We start from the raw sequence: 14506 nt of genomic DNA on the forward strand, positions 1-14506 counted from the left end.
AGCAAAAGCGGTTTTAATTACCGCCTTTTGGAAATTGTAATAAAAACTAGCAATGAAGTAAATAAAAATATAGTAAGGAGTGAAACCATATGAATGAAGAATTAAAAGAAAACATTATGGGTGCATTAGAGTTAGTTATTGACCCTGAGTTAGGTGTCGACATCGTCAATTTAGGCTTGGTATATGATGTTGAATTGGATGATGAGGGAAAGGCTACAGTTACGATGACGTTAACGGCAATGGGCTGCCCACTTGCTGGAACCATTGTCGACCAAGTGAAAAGAGCACTAACTGACATCCCTGAGATCAAAGAAACGGAAGTAAATATTGTTTGGAATCCGCCTTGGAATAAAGAAATGATGTCCCGTTATGCGAAAATCGCCTTAGGTATCCGTTAAGGAGTGATGATAGCACATGAAAAATAAAGTGATTTTAGTTAGCTCGAATCAACTTGGCAGGGGCGACCAAACTCTTGGTGAAAGTATCCTTGAAACTTTCTTTACGATACTAAAGCAAAAGGAAGAGCTCCCGGCAGCCGTCTTTTGTATGAATAGCGGAGTACTCACCATGACTGAGGAATCTCTTGTCTCGGTTCATCTAAAAGAATTGGAAGCAAAAGGTGTCGATATTTTAGCATGTAAAACATGTGCCGACCACTATGAAGTAACTGACAAATTGGAAGTTGGCAAAATTAGTGGGATGGGCGACTTTATTGATTTGGCAGCAAAATATGAGATTTTAACCATATCTTAAAAAGAAAGGAATGAGGTGCTCGCACCTCATTCCTTATTATTTATGGTCTGTTTTCTTTGAGTATTGATTTTTCCCTGCCTGACGGTTTTTTTCACGCATCATATTCTTTTCGTGATGAAGGGCATTATTGTCTTTTGCTTTTTTGTCATTATCAGAAGTGTGCGGCATTACCATGCTCCTTTCAAAATCACTTGCAACCTTAGTGTAAGCATTAAGAAAGAGAGTATGTAAGTTAGTTTTTTACATATGTCCAGCTACCTTCTTGGTAGACCTTACCTTCTTTCATCAGTTTCCCCAGCGCACGTTTAAAGGCCCCTTTGCTTAAGTCAAACCGCTCTTGGATATCTTCCGGTGTGCTTTTATCACTAAATGGCATGGCACCATTTCTACTCATTAAGTACTCGTAGATTCTAGCTGCATCCAAATCTTGTGATTCCTCTTTTCTTGCTAGTAAAGAAACATTAATCGTTCCATCTTCCTTGACGTCAATGATCCGTCCTTCTACTTTTTCACCTAATCGTGGCTCTGTACCCCGTTGTGATTCATGAATAAATCCTTTAAAGCCTTCAATTGTGTAGACCCAGCTGCCTACCTTTGCCGTACGGTATATATGACCTTGGATATTTTTATTAAAATCTTTCTCGGTTGCCTTGACGGAAATCGATTGAATCACTTGATCACTGGCTTGCTTTGCATAAATCAGATGATTACGATTTACTCTTAGGGTGACATACACCATATCACCGATGTTCGGCCAGACCGATTGATGGGCTGGAAGATCATCAGCACCTAACAGAATATCCTTTGGGAGGCCAATATTTAAAAAGACGCCGATTTTCGGGTTTGTATCTGTTACTTTTACCCAAGCGTATTGTCCAACAGAAACTTCCGGAATCGTCATCGAAGCGGATATTCTCCCTTGTGAATCGACAAATAAAAAGACTTCGACTTCGTCTCCTTCCGCTAATTCTTGATGCGCTTGATTACTATGCAATAAAACATCTTCATTTCCATCAGATAAAAAATAGCCAAACTCGGCTTTCCGCGCAACAGTTAGCGTTGTTGCTTGACCTATTAATTCATTGAGTGACATATATAACTCCCCTTTTCTTTTTTCGGAGATTTTTCCTGTGAGATTCCTGTCTAGCGCAAGCAGACAAGGCGCTTCCGCTTTTCTAATCTTGTTTAGACTGATATATTTTACTATAATGTACCCATAAAGGGAAACTTTTGCAGGAGCTTATGTTTCTATTTATTTTAAAATGGAGGTTAAAACGATGTCTAAAGACAGCTCATTTGATATTGTATCCAAAGTTGAATTTACCGAAGTCACAAATGCCATTACGGCAACAATGAAAGAGATCGGCACCCGTTACGATTTTAAGGGCAGCAAAAGTGAAGTTTCACTTGATAAGGAAGAGCTGGTCCTCATTTCTGACGACGAATATAAAATGGATCAATTAAAGGATGTATTGTTTAGTAAATTAATTAAAAGAGGTGTTCCTGTAAAAAATCTTGATTATGGGAAAATCGAAAGGGCATCAGGAGGAACCGTGCGGCAAAGAGCAAAAATTGCTCAAGGGATCGATAAAGAAAATGCTAAAAAGATTAATACGATTATTAAAAATAGTGGTGTCAAAGTGAAAAGTCAAGTGCAGGACGATCAGGTCCGTGTCAGCGGCAAAAACCGGGATGATTTACAAAAAATTATTTCCTTAGTCCGTGAAGCAGACCTTAGTATTGATGTCCAATTCATCAATTACCGATAAGGTGTTAGGCAGAAGGTTTAATCCTTCATGCCTTTTTTATTTCTTTTCATAATTTAACTCATTTAAAGAAAACTAACAAGATAAAGCGGAAGGCGCCCGTCTATCGGCGTATGGACTGGAGCGCTTCGACTGAGATAAAGGAAACACGGAGAGCGTAGCGATCCGATGTTGACTTATCGTAGGGAGAAGAGCGAAGTACACTAGCCGATGGCGCCTGGAGCTGGGCAAATCTCAAAGTTAAAATTATATTTTTTTGATAAACTAACGGAGGTTTTCATAAATGAGTAGTAATAAAAACCAACAAAAGCAAACATTTCCTCCCCAGCATCAAAACCACCAGCCTGGAATAGAAAGTGAAATGAATCCGCTTCCCATTTCTGTTGCTCCCAATTATAAGGCTGGAGGCAAATTAGCTGGTAAAACCGCGATCATTACGGGGGGCGATAGTGGAATCGGCAAATCTGTTGCGGTTTATTTTGCCAAGGAGGGTGCAGATATCGCGATTGTTTATTTAGAAGAACATCAGGATGCCGAGGAAACAAAGCAGCTAATCGAAGCAGAAGGTCGCACTTGCCTCCTTTATGCCGGTGACATTGGCGATGAAGAATTTTGTAAAGAGATCGTGAATAAGACAATCGATCAATTTGGTAAGCTGGATATACTCGTCAATAATGCGGCAGAGCAGCATCCACAACAAAGCCTATTGAATATTACATCCGCACAGCTGGAGAAAACATTTCGAACCAATCTATTTTCCTACTTTTATATGACCAAAATGGCTCTTCCCTATTTACAGGAAGGGGCATCCATCATTAACACCGCATCGATTACAGCGTATGAAGGAAATGAACAATTACTTGATTACTCCGCATCTAAGGGAGCCATTGTTTCTTTTACGCGATCCTTGGCCATGTCACTCGCTGCACAGGGAATACGTGTAAATGGAGTAGCTCCAGGCCCTATTTGGACTCCGCTCATCCCATCGACATTTACGGAGGATAAAGTAGCCACGTTTGGGTCTACCTCTCCGATGGGACGTGCAGGACAGCCTTATGAGTTGGCACCCGCCTATGTGTTCTTAGCGTCTGATGACTCCTCATATGTCAGCGGGCAAATGATTCATGTAAATGGCGGGACAATTGTCAATAGCTAAAAAAATGTATCGGCGGGACAACCGCCGATACGTTTTAGTCTATTCTTTTCGTTTTTCTTCTCTTGATGAGGAAGTAAAGGAAAATACCGACCAAGATGTAAACGACAATTAAGGAGGCAATAAGTGAAATCTTAATTCCACTTTTTTCGGTCAGTACATATATTTCGGAATTATCGCGATCTTGGATGAGAATGTATTGATGTTGACGACTGCGAACAAGATCCCCCCCAAGTAAACCACGAAGCTCCTTACCGTCCGCTAACTGCTTATCTGTTAAAATAACCTTTTGTGATTTGGTGGAATTATTGATGGCAACGACTGATGTTTCCCCTTTATAGACCCGTTTATAAACCACCATTCCACCTTTGTCATAAAGCACTTCCATCGTCCCTCTTGTTAAGGAAGCAAGTTGCTTTCGCTGCTCGGCAAGCTTGGTAATATATTCGATCAGTTCTTTTTCCGTACGAAAATTCATTTGTCTGCGGTTATCGGGAATATCTCCCCCAATTAAGGCAATTTCTGTTCCATAATAAAACATCGGAACACCTGGGGTCGTATACAAATAGGTTAATGCTGTTTTCCACCGTGAGCCAGGAAACTGTCTCTTGTCAACAATATCATTCGTAAATCTTGTTGTATATTCATTATCTAAAAAGTTGGCCATTAATCCGGCTTTTTTTTCAGAACTATAAAAGTCAGAGTTAAGGGGGCTAAAAGATTGATTTGTCGTTGCGAAAGCCTTTCTTAATTTCTCACTTTGGGAATAATCAAATAAGCTGTCGATTCCGGCACCATGATATTTATTTACATCCAATGCCGCATTCTCAGCTGGAAGGCCAATTAGGAAAAATCCCTTTTTCCCTTTCTTTACCTCCTTTGAAAAATCAGTCCAAAAGCTTACTGGAACATGATTGACCTCTGGAAGGCTATATCCATCCACATCTGTTTTCTTCATCCACCATTTTGCTGCATCGATTAAGTACTTTTTGACTTCGGGGTTGTCCTGATTAAGGTCAGGTAATCCATCCACCCAGCCATTTTCTAGCTCTTGCTGATTATTCGTATCAACGATTTCCTGTTTTTGATGAAACCAGTCTTGTTTGCTTGGATCCTTTACCCACGGATGGGTAGCGGCAGTGTTATTTGTGACAAAATCCATTAATACCTTTATTTTTCGCTTATGTGCTTCTTTTACAAGCTTTTGAAACGTCTTCATCGATCCAAAATGCTCATCCGTTTTGTAAAAATCATTCACCCAATAGCCATGGTATCCATTCTTGGCATTATCGAAGATGGGTGTTAAACGAATGGCAGTGAAGCCCATATCCTGTATGTAATCTAATTTGTCAATAATCCCTTGAAAGTCGCCGCCGTTATAGACATTCGGGTCCTTGGCATTCACATCGATATCATTGTTTATATCCCCGTTGTTGAACCGGTCAATCATGATAGAATATACAGTTTCATCCTGCCACAGCCTGTCTTTCTTTTCTATAGCAGCTTGGGCCGGCAGGGCTGAAATGAATAATAAGGTGATTAAAAAGAGTGTAATTTTCTTCATCTGTTTTCCTCCTCCAAAAAAGGGAAGAGCACCCTCTTCCCAACACTTATTTTAATCTAATAAGGTTTTTATTCCAAATTTAATTTCTACTTTTTGAAATAAAACTGCATTTTTCATTTGTTGATTCACTTTCTATTTCACTATATTAATATCGTAATCCTTAAACCATGTGTGAAGCTGCACAAGATAGGCCAATAATTGCGGCCCTGTCATGAGCTGGCCAAACCATGGTTCTTGAAAGGATGTCCCCCCCGTCTCGACAATCTTTTCCAAGCGATCCTTTTGGAAAAATTCATGCAATACCGAGGATTTATCTTGTAGGATTGACTCCACCCATTTTTGAATGGCCACCGTATATGCCGGATTGTGCGTCTTTGGATAAGGACTTTTCTTTCGGTAAAGGACCTCCTCCGGAAGAATCCCCTCAAAGGCCTTTCTTAGAATTCCTTTTTCCCTGCCGCGGTACATTTTCATCTCCCATGGGATGTTCCACACGTATTCCACAAGTCGGTGGTCAGCAAATGGAACTCTGACTTCAAGGCTCGCCCCCATACTCATGCGGTCTTTTCGATCCAGCAATGTCGTCATAAACCAGGTCATATTAATATAAAACAATTCTCTCCGCTTCGCTTCAACCAAACTTTCCCCTTCCATTTTCGGGGTTTCCGCAATAGCTTTTTGATATTGTTCACTGCTGTATTCATCCAGTTTCAATTTTTCCTGCCAATGCGATTTTAATAAATCTTGTCTCTCACCGACAGAACGCATCCATGGAAAACCCGGGCGTTCAAGATCTTGTTTACGATGAAACCATGGATATCCTCCGAAAATTTCATCGGCGCATTCGCCCGATAGGCCGACAACAAAGTCTTTTTTTATTTCTTTACAAAACCATAATAAGGAAGAATCCACATCTGCCATGCCCGGAAAATCTCTAACATGTGTGGCCTCCAATAAATCATGTACGAGCTGCTGCTGTGATATCGTTTTGTTAAAATGTTTCGTATGAAATTGATCTGTTATCATTTGTATGAATCGCTCATCAGCATCAGGCTGAAATTCATTCGAGGAAAAATATTGGTCATTTCCTTCATAATCGATGGAATACGTATGAAGCTTCCCTTTTCCCTGTTCTTGAAATCCTTTTGCAGCAATGGCCGTAATGATGCTGGAATCAAGACCCCCGGATAAGAATGTACATAAGGGTACATCGGAAACAAGCTGTCTCGTTACAGCGTCGGTCACTAAATAACGAACCTTTTCCGCTGTTTCTTCGACACCATCCTTATGCTCTTCACTTTTTACATTCCAATAGCGCCATATTTTTAGGCCGTTTTTTGAAAATGTCAGCGCATGAGCGGGTCTTAACTCTTTCATTCCTTTAAACACACCGGACCCTGGAGCCCTTGATGGCCCTGCACCAAATATTTCAGCTAGCCCTTCCTGGTCAATTTCAGTTTTGATTTCCGGATGGGCTAGAATGGCCTTCAACTCTGAAGCAAAGATAAGCCCTTTTTTATGCTCGGTGAAAAATAATGGTTTTACTCCAAGCCGATCTCGTCCAATAAAGAGTTGTTCTCTTTTCGAATCCCATATGGCAAAGGCATATATGCCGTTTAAATAATTTACACATTCCTCCGCCCATTCTATATAGGCAGTTAACAGAACTTCTGTATCAGAATGACCTTTAAAGGAATATCCTTTAGTATGGAGTATTTTGCGGATATCTTCAGTGTTATATAATTCGCCGTTGTAGCAAATGGTGTAATCAAGATCCCCTTTTTGCTTGGTCATCGGTTGTCTGCCCCCTTCAGGATCGACAACAATTAACCGCTTATGACCAAAACCAACATGTGTATCAAACCAAATGTTGGTTTCATCAGGACCCCTTTTCGCTAACGTATTCACCATTTTCGTTAATGTATCTGTTTCGTTTTTTATTGGATGTGAAAAATTTACCCACCCCGAGATTCCGCACATTGACATCTCACTCCTTTACAAAAAATTATAGATCGATCATGCATGCTCTATAGTATTCAGCCCATGTCAAATGGTTAATTGTCCATATAACTGCAACCCAGTATAAATTTATACTTATTTTTTAAAAAAACTTTAGTTATAAAACGTCAGGAAGATGTCTAAAAAGAAAAATGAAAGCAACTGTGCTACGGAGGTTAACAATGAATCGACAGCAACGAATAAATCTATATAATAGCCAGCAAAGGGCCTACAATGAGGGAACAGTGGAACAGATTAACAATCAATGGATATTTTTCGATGAGGAGACAGAGGAAGCAACTATGCTCGATGATTTCGTTCATCAAGAAATTGAAATCTTTCGTTTGAACCGCTGGAAAAAAGGAATATTGAATGAACCGGGAAAAATTCATTGTGGAAAGGAAGCGATTATGCTTCGTGATCACGATACAATACGAATGAGGAAACACTTAATTTACTCATTAGAAAGACTTTTAGATGGAGTAAACGATGATGCTTTTTTCCAATTTATCACTACATTAAATTCCCTGAATTTTTCTATTTATGATTGTATTTATTGTTATAACCATTTATCCTTCTTATCAGATGAACACCGTAAGGACGGGGTGAATTTTTTGGTATTTGACAATCAGGAGCAAATTTGCAATGTCCAGCATCACTTCTGTTATTATGAAAAGGTCAATGACCGATTTGAATTCACCTTAAACACTGGGAAGCGATTAATAATAGAAAAAATGATTTCTTAAAGAATAGCGGAAGGCGCCTGGAGATGGACAATAAGAAAAAGGTGTGGGGGCGCTCACACCCTTTTTCTATTTACGTTCCAATATATTTTGAATAAAGTGTTTTCGCTTTGACGATATCATTTGTGCCATGGATAAGCACACGAGAATCCTTAAATACCACAATGAAAATACCCTCTTCAGGGGAAAAGCGCAGTAAAAAGTCGTTTCCTGTGACTTTACCACTCTTCCTTAAGACCTCTGTTGTCTTTTTTAAATCCAGCTCGCTCTTTTTCCGTGGGTTGATTTGAACTGTATCCCGGCCGCAAAGGCTTGTGTAAGCTACCTGCTGCCCTGACAATCGATCAAGATAATCAAATTGCCTCTTCACGCATGCAGGACACTCAGGATTTCTCCCCTGCGAGATATCCATTTGCATGGAGGAAACGTCCCAAACATCGATTTGTTCCAAGTTAAGCGTTGTTTCCGCACCCACTACAAGTTTTATCGTTTCCATCGCCTGGAAAGAGCCAATAATATCCGTTAATGGTGACAACACACCTACCGTATCACACGTTTCGCCGGTCCCAGTAGGTACATAGGGAAAGAGACAACGATAGCAAGGGGTTACTCCCGGTATAATAACCGCAAACATCCCGCGCGAACTCACTGCCGCACCGTGCACCCATGGAGTTCCATGCTTAACTGCCACATCATTAATTAAAAAGCGCGTCTGAAAGTTGTCGGTTCCATCAACAATCACGTCAACCCCAGCTAATAGTTCCTCTGCATTTTCCAAATTCAAATCTGCTATTACTGCCTCAACCGTAACGGTTGAATTAATTTTCTTTAGTCTATTTTGCGCCGCCACGGCTTTAGGAAGATGTAATCTTGCATCCTCTTCATCAAAGAGCATTTGGCGCTGGAGATTGGAGAGTTCTACCAAATCACGGTCGATTAGCCTGATGAATCCCACACCTGATCGGACAAGATGGTTTGCAATCACGGTACCAAGTGCCCCTGCCCCAACAACAGCTACCCGGCTTTTCAACAATTTCTCTTGCCCCTCTACCCCAATCCCTTGAAAAAGAACTTGTCTTGAATATCGTTCCAAGCTACTCACCTGAATTCCTCTTTTCTCTATTCATATTACTATTATCTTACCAAATTTTTTTCTTTTCATAGTACCTAAAATTAAATTTTCAAAATATTACAAAAGAGTGTATAATAATAATTGGGGAAAAAGCTAATTTTTGGAGAAATCTCTTTGTATATTATAAATATAATAAGAGATTAGTATAAAAAATAATGGAAAAGAGGGGAATTACTTTGAATCTAGGCGGTTTTAAAAACAAGGAAGTCTTAGTTGACTTAACCAATGGGACTGTTGATTACAGGGCCATTAATGAAGGCGATGCCAAAAAGTACATAGGCGGCCGCGGTCTCGGGGTTAAGTATGTGCTGGATAATGGTCCTTCAGTTGAGCCGTTATCACCTGAAAATATTTTATGCTTTATGACTGGTCCCGTTACCGGTTCCCGTTCATCTATGAGTGGACGTCTATGTGTTGTAACAAAATCTCCGCTTACGGGTACCGTCACCGATTCTCACATCGGCGGATGGACGGCGGCACGTCTAAAGTGGGCAGGTATCGACAATCTTATTTTCTCAGGAAAAAGTGACAAGCCTGTATATCTTTACATTGCTGAAGGTAAAGCAGAACTCCGTGATGCATCCAATTTGTGGGGAACAAGCACAAGGGCCTTCATCAAAGCGATGAAAGATCAACATGGTGAAGAAGACCTAAGTGTCATGACAATTGGTCAGGCAGGTGAAAACACTGTTCGGTTTGCCTCATTTATTAATGAACATGACCGCGCTGCTGGTCGCGGTGGTACTGCTGCAGTCGCCGGATATAAAAAGCTTAAGGCGATTGTCATTAAAGCCGCACAAAAAGGGAACATGCCTGTTGCTAAATTAGAGAGTGAGTATAAGGATGCGAATAAAAAAGCCGTTAAAGCCATTCTCGATGGCGGCTTAACAGCACCAAATAAAGGCGGCTTATCCGTCTATGGTACAAACGTGTTAACAAACCTGATTAACGAGGTTGGAGCACTGCCAACGAAAAACTCCCAGTTTACTCATTGGGATGAAGCAGAAAAGCATAGTGGTGAATATGTGAACACACATTTACGTGTAGCGAACAAAACCTGCCATGCCTGCCCTGTTGGCTGTAAAATTGAAGTAGAAGTAAAGGATGGCAAATATAAGACACGAGTGGAAAGCATCGAATTTGAATCTGCTTGGTCCCTTGGTTCCAACTGTCTATTAAGTGACGCTGAAGCGATTTCCTTTATGATTGACCGCTGCAATGAGTACGGCCTTGATACCATTGAACTGGGGCACGCCTTTTCTGTAACGATGGAAGCCTATGAAAAAGGGATCATTTCTGAGGAGCTAATCTGGGGTGATGCCGATTCCATGATTGAATTAACTAGAAAAATTGCTTTCCGCGAAGGCTTCGGCGGTACACTTGCTGAAGGACCAGCACGCGCCGCTGCTTCTTGGGGTGCACCTGAACTTTCCATGTCCGTAAAAGGCCAATCGATTCCAGCCTATGACCCTCGTGGAATTCAAGGGATCGGGCTAGGTTATGCCACAAGTAACCGCGGTGCCTGCCACCTGCGCGGTTATACTGTTGCAAGTGAAATTGCCGGTATTCCAGAGCCAACCGACCGTTTACAACCAGAAGGGAAAGGCGAATTATTAAAAGTATTCCAAGATATGCTTGCCTTCTCTGATTCTATGAATATTTGTAAATTCTCTTCTTTCTCTGAAAATGCGGAGCATTATGCTGAGCAGTATAGTGCGATGACGGGTGTCCAATTGACAGCAGATGACGTCATGAAGGCCGGAGAAAGAATCTATAACCTGGAGCGTTATTATAATAACCTTGCAGGCTTCAATAAACGTGAAGACGACTTCCTTCCAAAACGGTTCACTGATGAACCGGCATCAGGAAACAGCGCTGGTGTTGTCAGCCGTATGGATATCATGCTTGAAGAATATTATCAGGTACGGGGCTGGCAGGACGGACTTGTACCGAATGAAAAGCTGCGTGAATTAGGCATTATTGATGCTGAAAATCAGCTAGTATAAAATGAAGAAGGCTTCTGCAAATAAAGTTGCAGAAGCCTTCTTTGATTACCCGCCAATTCTGGTTGTTTTGTAACGATAATTTTTAATTAATGCTTCAAGTATTGTATCTGTATCTGCTTTAAAGCGGACCTTAGCGGCATTTACCTTAAATGTTTCAGTAAATGTTATTTCCTTCTCCGATAAGATCTGTCCACTCCAGCTCTCAGCCTCATAAATGAAGGGAAACGAATCCGTCTTCTGTTTCGCACCGAGCTCTTCGAAATACAATCCCAAATACGCTATACTAATGCCCCGAAACTCTAAATCTATTGTCGCCATTATCAGCCTCCTGCAACGGGGGGAAATAGTGCAAACTGATCTTCCTCGGCCACTCTCGTCTGAAGGTCATCAAGATGAATAATATTTCTGCCGTTCACATACACATGAACAAATGGCAGCAGCTCTTTTTCAGGAGTAAAAACCTCATCTCGCAGGTCAGGAAACATTTCCACCATTTTATCTAAAACATCCATAACCCGATCCCCATCAGGCAGCACCTTTACTGTTACCCCTCCACATATTTCACGGAGATTTGCAAACACCTTTACAATCACATTCATCTCTCCCCTCTACTAGTTTTAATATTAAAACCGGAAACTTGAGTTGTCACGTGGTTTATAGCTATTTTTCAAAAATGAAAAGGCTGTCCCCCTGGGACAGCCTTCTTAAACAAATACTTTATACATTAAAAATAGACATTGGCAGCTTTTCAAAGCCTAAATATAATACGAGCAGCAAGGCGATCACAAACTGAATCCAGAAGACGGAAGTTCGTCTTTTATTTGCGACACGTCCCAGGATCATTTCAAATAATCCAATTACCCATAACCCGGCAACCGCTTTTAAGATATACCAAACATCAATTTTGGAAACCATGAAAAGGAGTCCGATACCTGTGGCAATAATAACCAGATATAAAACACGTAATATCATTTGAATAATTTTAAATCCTTTGGCTTTCCCGCCTTTATTTAATGACAGAGCTACGAAAAATAAAATCAGAGCTAAAACCCATGCTGTTACATGACCATGAATCATTCTGTTTCCTCCTATGTATAGTAATCGAGACTATCATACCATAGGCTTTTAGTAATTACGAAAAAAGTGATTCAAATATTGTGACAAACTTAGTAAAGCTGCAAAAGGAATTAGGAAGCAGGTGTATCCGGTACCTCTAACAAATATTATCTAGGCAAATGATTCACATTACATTCGCCCTCTCATAAGATGTAATAGATATTAATAATAAAGGATGTTGAATATGCCAGCAATTGTTGGGGTTGCACAGGTCATTACACTAGGAAACAGCTCTGTTTTCCACATTGGTGATGTTTACAAAATTATGCCGTTTGCCACAGCAAAGACCTTTTCCGGTGCCGGATCCTTTAACACCGGTGAGCAGGTAGATGTCCATAACCGATTAAGTTCAACGAATACAAATGATCCAGAGGTTCTTGATCAAGGTAATTTCTTTAATATGTAATGAGTGGGTGGTCTAACATGAATTTTTATATCCAGCAATCCATTCAAATCAATTTTATTAAAATTGGAGGAATCACCAATTCCTCAGTCCTCCAAATTGGCAGTGCCGGGATTATTAAGCCCCAAGCAAATCTATTTAATACGGGAGGATTTACTAAGCCGGCGCCAGCGGGAATTAAGCCTCAAGGAGAAACACTTTTTGCGCCTGCCGTACCATTACAAGCTCCTGTCAGAAATTTTTAAACGATACCTCTGTAATGCAAAAGCCTTGTCTGCCTAATGAACTTGTGGAAAAGAAGCAAATCCAATAGGATTTGTGCATATAGTTAGAACACAAGACGAAAAGGCAATTCGCGGCGAGGTGATTCACGTGTATCAAGATATGTATCAATACCTTCAATGGCTGCAGATGTGTATCCAAGCACAAGAAAAAAGAATTGTCGCATTAGAACAGACAATTCAAAAATTAAACAATGATGTAAAGCAGGCATTGGAAAAGCCCACGATACATGTTGATAGGATTGACTATAAATTTGATCAATTGAAGGTTGAAACCCTAGAGGGAACGTTAAATATTGGTTTGAATCCGAATGATTTATCGGGAATTGAGGACTTTGCTGTTCAAAATCAATCATTAAAAACCCCTTTTTCTCCAAAAGAACAAATGCGAAAATCAATAGATATTGAACAGGCTATTCATAACTACTTAGAAACAGATTTGCCGCATATCATTGATGATGCCCAAAGAAACCAAGACATTCCCCCAAATGATACCTATTTAGCTTTCATTAAAGAGGATATCATCAAACAGCTTCCCACCCGGATTGATCATCATATTAAAACTTACACAGCAAAGGTTCAGTCGGCTGATGGGGATCATCCAATTGATGAAATGGTAATTGAAGCATTAAAGCAGGAAATTCAAAGTGGTGTAAAGGTTTTTCTGGCTAACTTACCTGAAAATATGAAAGGGATGAAGACGGAATGAACTTTGAGGTCTACAATCGTGTTCTCCATGTTAACAATGTTAAAATCATGGCGGTCGCTAGCTCCTCATTATTTATGGTGGGCGATGCAGAAACAATCCAGTTGACATCAGCGTTTGATACACCGCCAGAATCATTAATTATCGGGCCATTTGTACCATTGGAACTGGATGTGACCCCTGGATATGCTAACCCGAACCTCTAGTGTAGATAACCTCCGCATAAGAGAGGTTGCCTTCTGCTCGATTATCCAGCTGGGGGATTCTTGCATTCTTAACGCATTCTCCAGGGCCCTTGCCGTTCAAAGGGAAGCAGAAACTTTTCATGGTAACGAAGGGAATTTTCCTTCCTATTCTGTCTATAAAAAAACGCTGCCACTGCCGCCTATAAATGAGAGTATGTCTTTTTTACGGCATAATCTGAATCCACTTATAAAAGTGAATAATATTGATATCACTGCCGTTTCTTCTTCATCCATTTTACATGTTGGCAACACGCAACATGCCTCGATGGAGGTAAGAGTTAAGCATATCCGGCAGCTTCTGCTTAAAGGTCATGAACAAGACATCATCTAAATGCATATGTTACTGTAAGGTAATTGCCTAGGAAGTTTACTAGAAAAGGATGTTATTCATGCCAGCTATCATTGGCCCAGTACAAATTGTGACTGTGAGTGGGGGTATTGTCCAGTTTGGGGATACCGTCTATATTTCACCAAAGAGTAGTTCAAAGACGTTTGCTGGTTCTGGTGGATTTAACACCGGCGGGCTCATTGTCTCCAATACCGGTTTGAGCGGTACCAATGTTCTTGACACCAATTTAATTGACCAGCCAACAGTTGGAAATAATTAAGAGATGACATTAACCATTTAATGGGTCCATGT

20 protein-coding genes are annotated in these 14506 nt (G+C 40.5%); 12 read left to right on the forward strand and 8 right to left on the reverse strand.

The window, feature by feature from the left end; genetic code table 11:
* The first annotated feature begins 89 nt into the window (after window positions 1-89).
* Together G6554_RS10620 and G6554_RS10625 are read left to right on the forward strand one after the other, a co-directional pair.
* Window positions 90-398, forward strand: coding sequence for a metal-sulfur cluster assembly factor (locus G6554_RS10620; RefSeq protein ID WP_166241573.1), 309 nt, complete (start codon window positions 90-92; stop codon window positions 396-398).
* Between the two features lie 16 nt (window positions 399-414).
* Window positions 415-753 (forward strand): DsrE family protein, encoded by a 339-nt coding sequence (locus G6554_RS10625; RefSeq protein ID WP_166241575.1) that lies wholly within the window; start codon window positions 415-417, stop codon window positions 751-753.
* A 36-nt stretch (window positions 754-789) separates the two neighbouring features.
* Here G6554_RS10625 and G6554_RS10630 read toward each other — a convergent pair whose 3' ends face one another.
* Window positions 790-921 carry a DUF3941 domain-containing protein gene (locus tag G6554_RS10630; RefSeq protein WP_007087076.1) on the reverse strand — a complete coding sequence of 44 codons (132 nt, stop codon included), beginning with the start codon at window positions 919-921 and terminating at the stop codon, window positions 790-792.
* Between the two features lie 64 nt (window positions 922-985).
* Window positions 986-1846: a CvfB family protein gene (locus tag G6554_RS10635; protein WP_166241577.1), complete on the reverse strand. Its 861-nt coding sequence runs from the start codon at window positions 1844-1846 to the stop codon at window positions 986-988.
* A gap of 184 nt (window positions 1847-2030) precedes the next feature.
* On the opposite strand from G6554_RS10635, the gene G6554_RS10640 reads away from it, so the two are divergent.
* Together G6554_RS10640 and G6554_RS10645 are read left to right on the forward strand one after the other, a co-directional pair.
* Window positions 2031-2522, forward strand: a complete 492-nt coding sequence (locus G6554_RS10640) for a YajQ family cyclic di-GMP-binding protein (protein ID WP_166241579.1) — start codon at window positions 2031-2033, stop codon at window positions 2520-2522.
* Between the two features lie 280 nt (window positions 2523-2802).
* The gene (locus G6554_RS10645) at window positions 2803-3675 is read left to right on the forward strand and encodes an SDR family oxidoreductase (RefSeq protein WP_166241581.1); all 873 of its coding nucleotides are present in this window, start codon (window positions 2803-2805) and stop codon (window positions 3673-3675) included.
* Window positions 3676-3709: 34 nt separating this feature from the next.
* Here the strand turns inward: G6554_RS10645 and G6554_RS10650 are convergent, their stop codons facing one another.
* Together G6554_RS10650 and asnB are read right to left on the reverse strand one after the other, a co-directional pair.
* Window positions 3710-5236, reverse strand: a complete 1527-nt coding sequence (locus tag G6554_RS10650; RefSeq protein WP_166241583.1) for an alpha-amylase family glycosyl hydrolase — start codon at window positions 5234-5236, stop codon at window positions 3710-3712.
* Between the two features lie 132 nt (window positions 5237-5368).
* On the reverse strand, window positions 5369-7216 hold the full coding sequence (gene asnB, locus G6554_RS10655) for an asparagine synthase (glutamine-hydrolyzing) (protein WP_166241585.1): 1848 nt from the start codon (window positions 7214-7216) through the stop codon (window positions 5369-5371).
* A 200-nt stretch (window positions 7217-7416) separates the two neighbouring features.
* Between asnB and G6554_RS10660 the strand changes: the two genes are divergently transcribed.
* Complete coding sequence (locus tag G6554_RS10660) at window positions 7417-7980, forward strand: DUF2777 domain-containing protein (protein WP_166241588.1); 564 nt, start codon at window positions 7417-7419, stop codon at window positions 7978-7980.
* A 70-nt stretch (window positions 7981-8050) separates the two neighbouring features.
* Here the strand turns inward: G6554_RS10660 and G6554_RS10665 are convergent, their stop codons facing one another.
* A complete protein-coding gene (locus tag G6554_RS10665; RefSeq protein ID WP_166241590.1) occupies window positions 8051-9079 on the reverse strand; it encodes a ThiF family adenylyltransferase in 1029 nt (342 codons plus the stop codon).
* Between the two features lie 206 nt (window positions 9080-9285).
* Here G6554_RS10665 and G6554_RS10670 point away from each other — a divergent pair, with 206 nt between their 5' ends.
* A complete protein-coding gene (locus G6554_RS10670) occupies window positions 9286-11115 on the forward strand; it encodes an aldehyde ferredoxin oxidoreductase family protein (protein WP_166241592.1) in 1830 nt (609 codons plus the stop codon).
* A gap of 45 nt (window positions 11116-11160) precedes the next feature.
* On the opposite strand, the gene G6554_RS10675 is transcribed toward G6554_RS10670, so the two are convergent.
* From G6554_RS10675 to G6554_RS10685, 3 genes are all read right to left on the reverse strand, one after another.
* Window positions 11161-11433: a MoaD-like domain-containing protein gene (locus G6554_RS10675; RefSeq protein ID WP_166241594.1), complete on the reverse strand. Its 273-nt coding sequence runs from the start codon at window positions 11431-11433 to the stop codon at window positions 11161-11163.
* Window positions 11434-11435: 2 nt separating this feature from the next.
* A complete protein-coding gene (locus G6554_RS10680; protein ID WP_166241740.1) occupies window positions 11436-11708 on the reverse strand; it encodes a ubiquitin-like small modifier protein 1 in 273 nt (90 codons plus the stop codon).
* A gap of 124 nt (window positions 11709-11832) precedes the next feature.
* Window positions 11833-12192: a YisL family protein gene (locus G6554_RS10685; RefSeq protein WP_166241596.1), complete on the reverse strand. Its 360-nt coding sequence runs from the start codon at window positions 12190-12192 to the stop codon at window positions 11833-11835.
* Window positions 12193-12415: 223 nt separating this feature from the next.
* Here G6554_RS10685 and G6554_RS10690 point away from each other — a divergent pair, with 223 nt between their 5' ends.
* The 6 genes from G6554_RS10690 to G6554_RS10715 all read left to right on the forward strand — a co-directional run bounded on the left by G6554_RS10690 (window position 12416) and on the right by G6554_RS10715 (window position 14474).
* Window positions 12416-12637: a spore germination protein gene (locus G6554_RS10690; protein ID WP_166241598.1), complete on the forward strand. Its 222-nt coding sequence runs from the start codon at window positions 12416-12418 to the stop codon at window positions 12635-12637.
* Window positions 12638-12654: 17 nt separating this feature from the next.
* Window positions 12655-12879: a spore germination protein GerPB gene (locus G6554_RS10695; protein WP_166241600.1), complete on the forward strand. Its 225-nt coding sequence runs from the start codon at window positions 12655-12657 to the stop codon at window positions 12877-12879.
* 73 nt (window positions 12880-12952) lie between these two features.
* On the forward strand, window positions 12953-13624 hold the full coding sequence (gene gerPC / locus G6554_RS10700) for a spore germination protein GerPC (protein ID WP_347564294.1): 672 nt from the start codon (window positions 12953-12955) through the stop codon (window positions 13622-13624).
* Window positions 13621-13827 (forward strand): spore gernimation protein GerPD, encoded by a 207-nt coding sequence (locus G6554_RS10705; RefSeq protein ID WP_166241602.1) that lies wholly within the window; start codon window positions 13621-13623, stop codon window positions 13825-13827. The genes gerPC and G6554_RS10705 overlap by 4 nt, the downstream gene beginning before the upstream one ends.
* On the forward strand, window positions 13808-14197 hold the full coding sequence (locus G6554_RS10710; protein ID WP_166241604.1) for a spore germination protein GerPE: 390 nt from the start codon (window positions 13808-13810) through the stop codon (window positions 14195-14197). The genes G6554_RS10705 and G6554_RS10710 overlap by 20 nt, the downstream gene beginning before the upstream one ends.
* A 58-nt stretch (window positions 14198-14255) precedes the next feature.
* Window positions 14256-14474, forward strand: coding sequence for a spore germination protein (locus G6554_RS10715; RefSeq protein WP_166241606.1), 219 nt, complete (start codon window positions 14256-14258; stop codon window positions 14472-14474).
* The last annotated feature ends 32 nt before the right edge of the window (window positions 14475-14506 follow it).

The sequence above is a fragment of the Bacillus sp. MM2020_4 genome, assembly GCF_011250555.1.
Lineage (GTDB): Bacteria > Bacillota > Bacilli > Bacillales > Cytobacillaceae > Neobacillus.

What these genes read in the sequence shown, in the direction of transcription:
- G6554_RS10620 (WP_166241573.1), top strand. Translation starts at nt 90, where the DNA reads ATGAATGAAGAATTAAAAGAAAACATTATGGGTGCATTAGAGTTAGTT.
- G6554_RS10625 (WP_166241575.1), top strand. Translation starts at nt 415, where the DNA reads ATGAAAAATAAAGTGATTTTAGTTAGCTCGAATCAACTTGGCAGGGGC.
- G6554_RS10630 (WP_007087076.1), bottom strand. Translation starts at nt 921, where the DNA reads ATGCCGCACACTTCTGATAATGACAAAAAAGCAAAAGACAATAATGCC.
- G6554_RS10635 (WP_166241577.1), bottom strand. Translation starts at nt 1,846, where the DNA reads ATGTCACTCAATGAATTAATAGGTCAAGCAACAACGCTAACTGTTGCG.
- G6554_RS10640 (WP_166241579.1), top strand. Translation starts at nt 2,031, where the DNA reads ATGTCTAAAGACAGCTCATTTGATATTGTATCCAAAGTTGAATTTACC.
- G6554_RS10645 (WP_166241581.1), top strand. Translation starts at nt 2,803, where the DNA reads ATGAGTAGTAATAAAAACCAACAAAAGCAAACATTTCCTCCCCAGCAT.
- G6554_RS10650 (WP_166241583.1), bottom strand. Translation starts at nt 5,236, where the DNA reads ATGAAGAAAATTACACTCTTTTTAATCACCTTATTATTCATTTCAGCC.
- asnB (WP_166241585.1), bottom strand. Translation starts at nt 7,216, where the DNA reads ATGTGCGGAATCTCGGGGTGGGTAAATTTTTCACATCCAATAAAAAAC.
- G6554_RS10660 (WP_166241588.1), top strand. Translation starts at nt 7,417, where the DNA reads ATGAATCGACAGCAACGAATAAATCTATATAATAGCCAGCAAAGGGCC.
- G6554_RS10675 (WP_166241594.1), bottom strand. Translation starts at nt 11,433, where the DNA reads ATGGCGACAATAGATTTAGAGTTTCGGGGCATTAGTATAGCGTATTTG.
- G6554_RS10685 (WP_166241596.1), bottom strand. Translation starts at nt 12,192, where the DNA reads ATGATTCATGGTCATGTAACAGCATGGGTTTTAGCTCTGATTTTATTT.
- G6554_RS10690 (WP_166241598.1), top strand. Translation starts at nt 12,416, where the DNA reads ATGCCAGCAATTGTTGGGGTTGCACAGGTCATTACACTAGGAAACAGC.
- G6554_RS10695 (WP_166241600.1), top strand. Translation starts at nt 12,655, where the DNA reads ATGAATTTTTATATCCAGCAATCCATTCAAATCAATTTTATTAAAATT.
- G6554_RS10705 (WP_166241602.1), top strand. Translation starts at nt 13,621, where the DNA reads ATGAACTTTGAGGTCTACAATCGTGTTCTCCATGTTAACAATGTTAAA.
- G6554_RS10710 (WP_166241604.1), top strand. Translation starts at nt 13,808, where the DNA reads ATGCTAACCCGAACCTCTAGTGTAGATAACCTCCGCATAAGAGAGGTT.
- G6554_RS10715 (WP_166241606.1), top strand. Translation starts at nt 14,256, where the DNA reads ATGCCAGCTATCATTGGCCCAGTACAAATTGTGACTGTGAGTGGGGGT.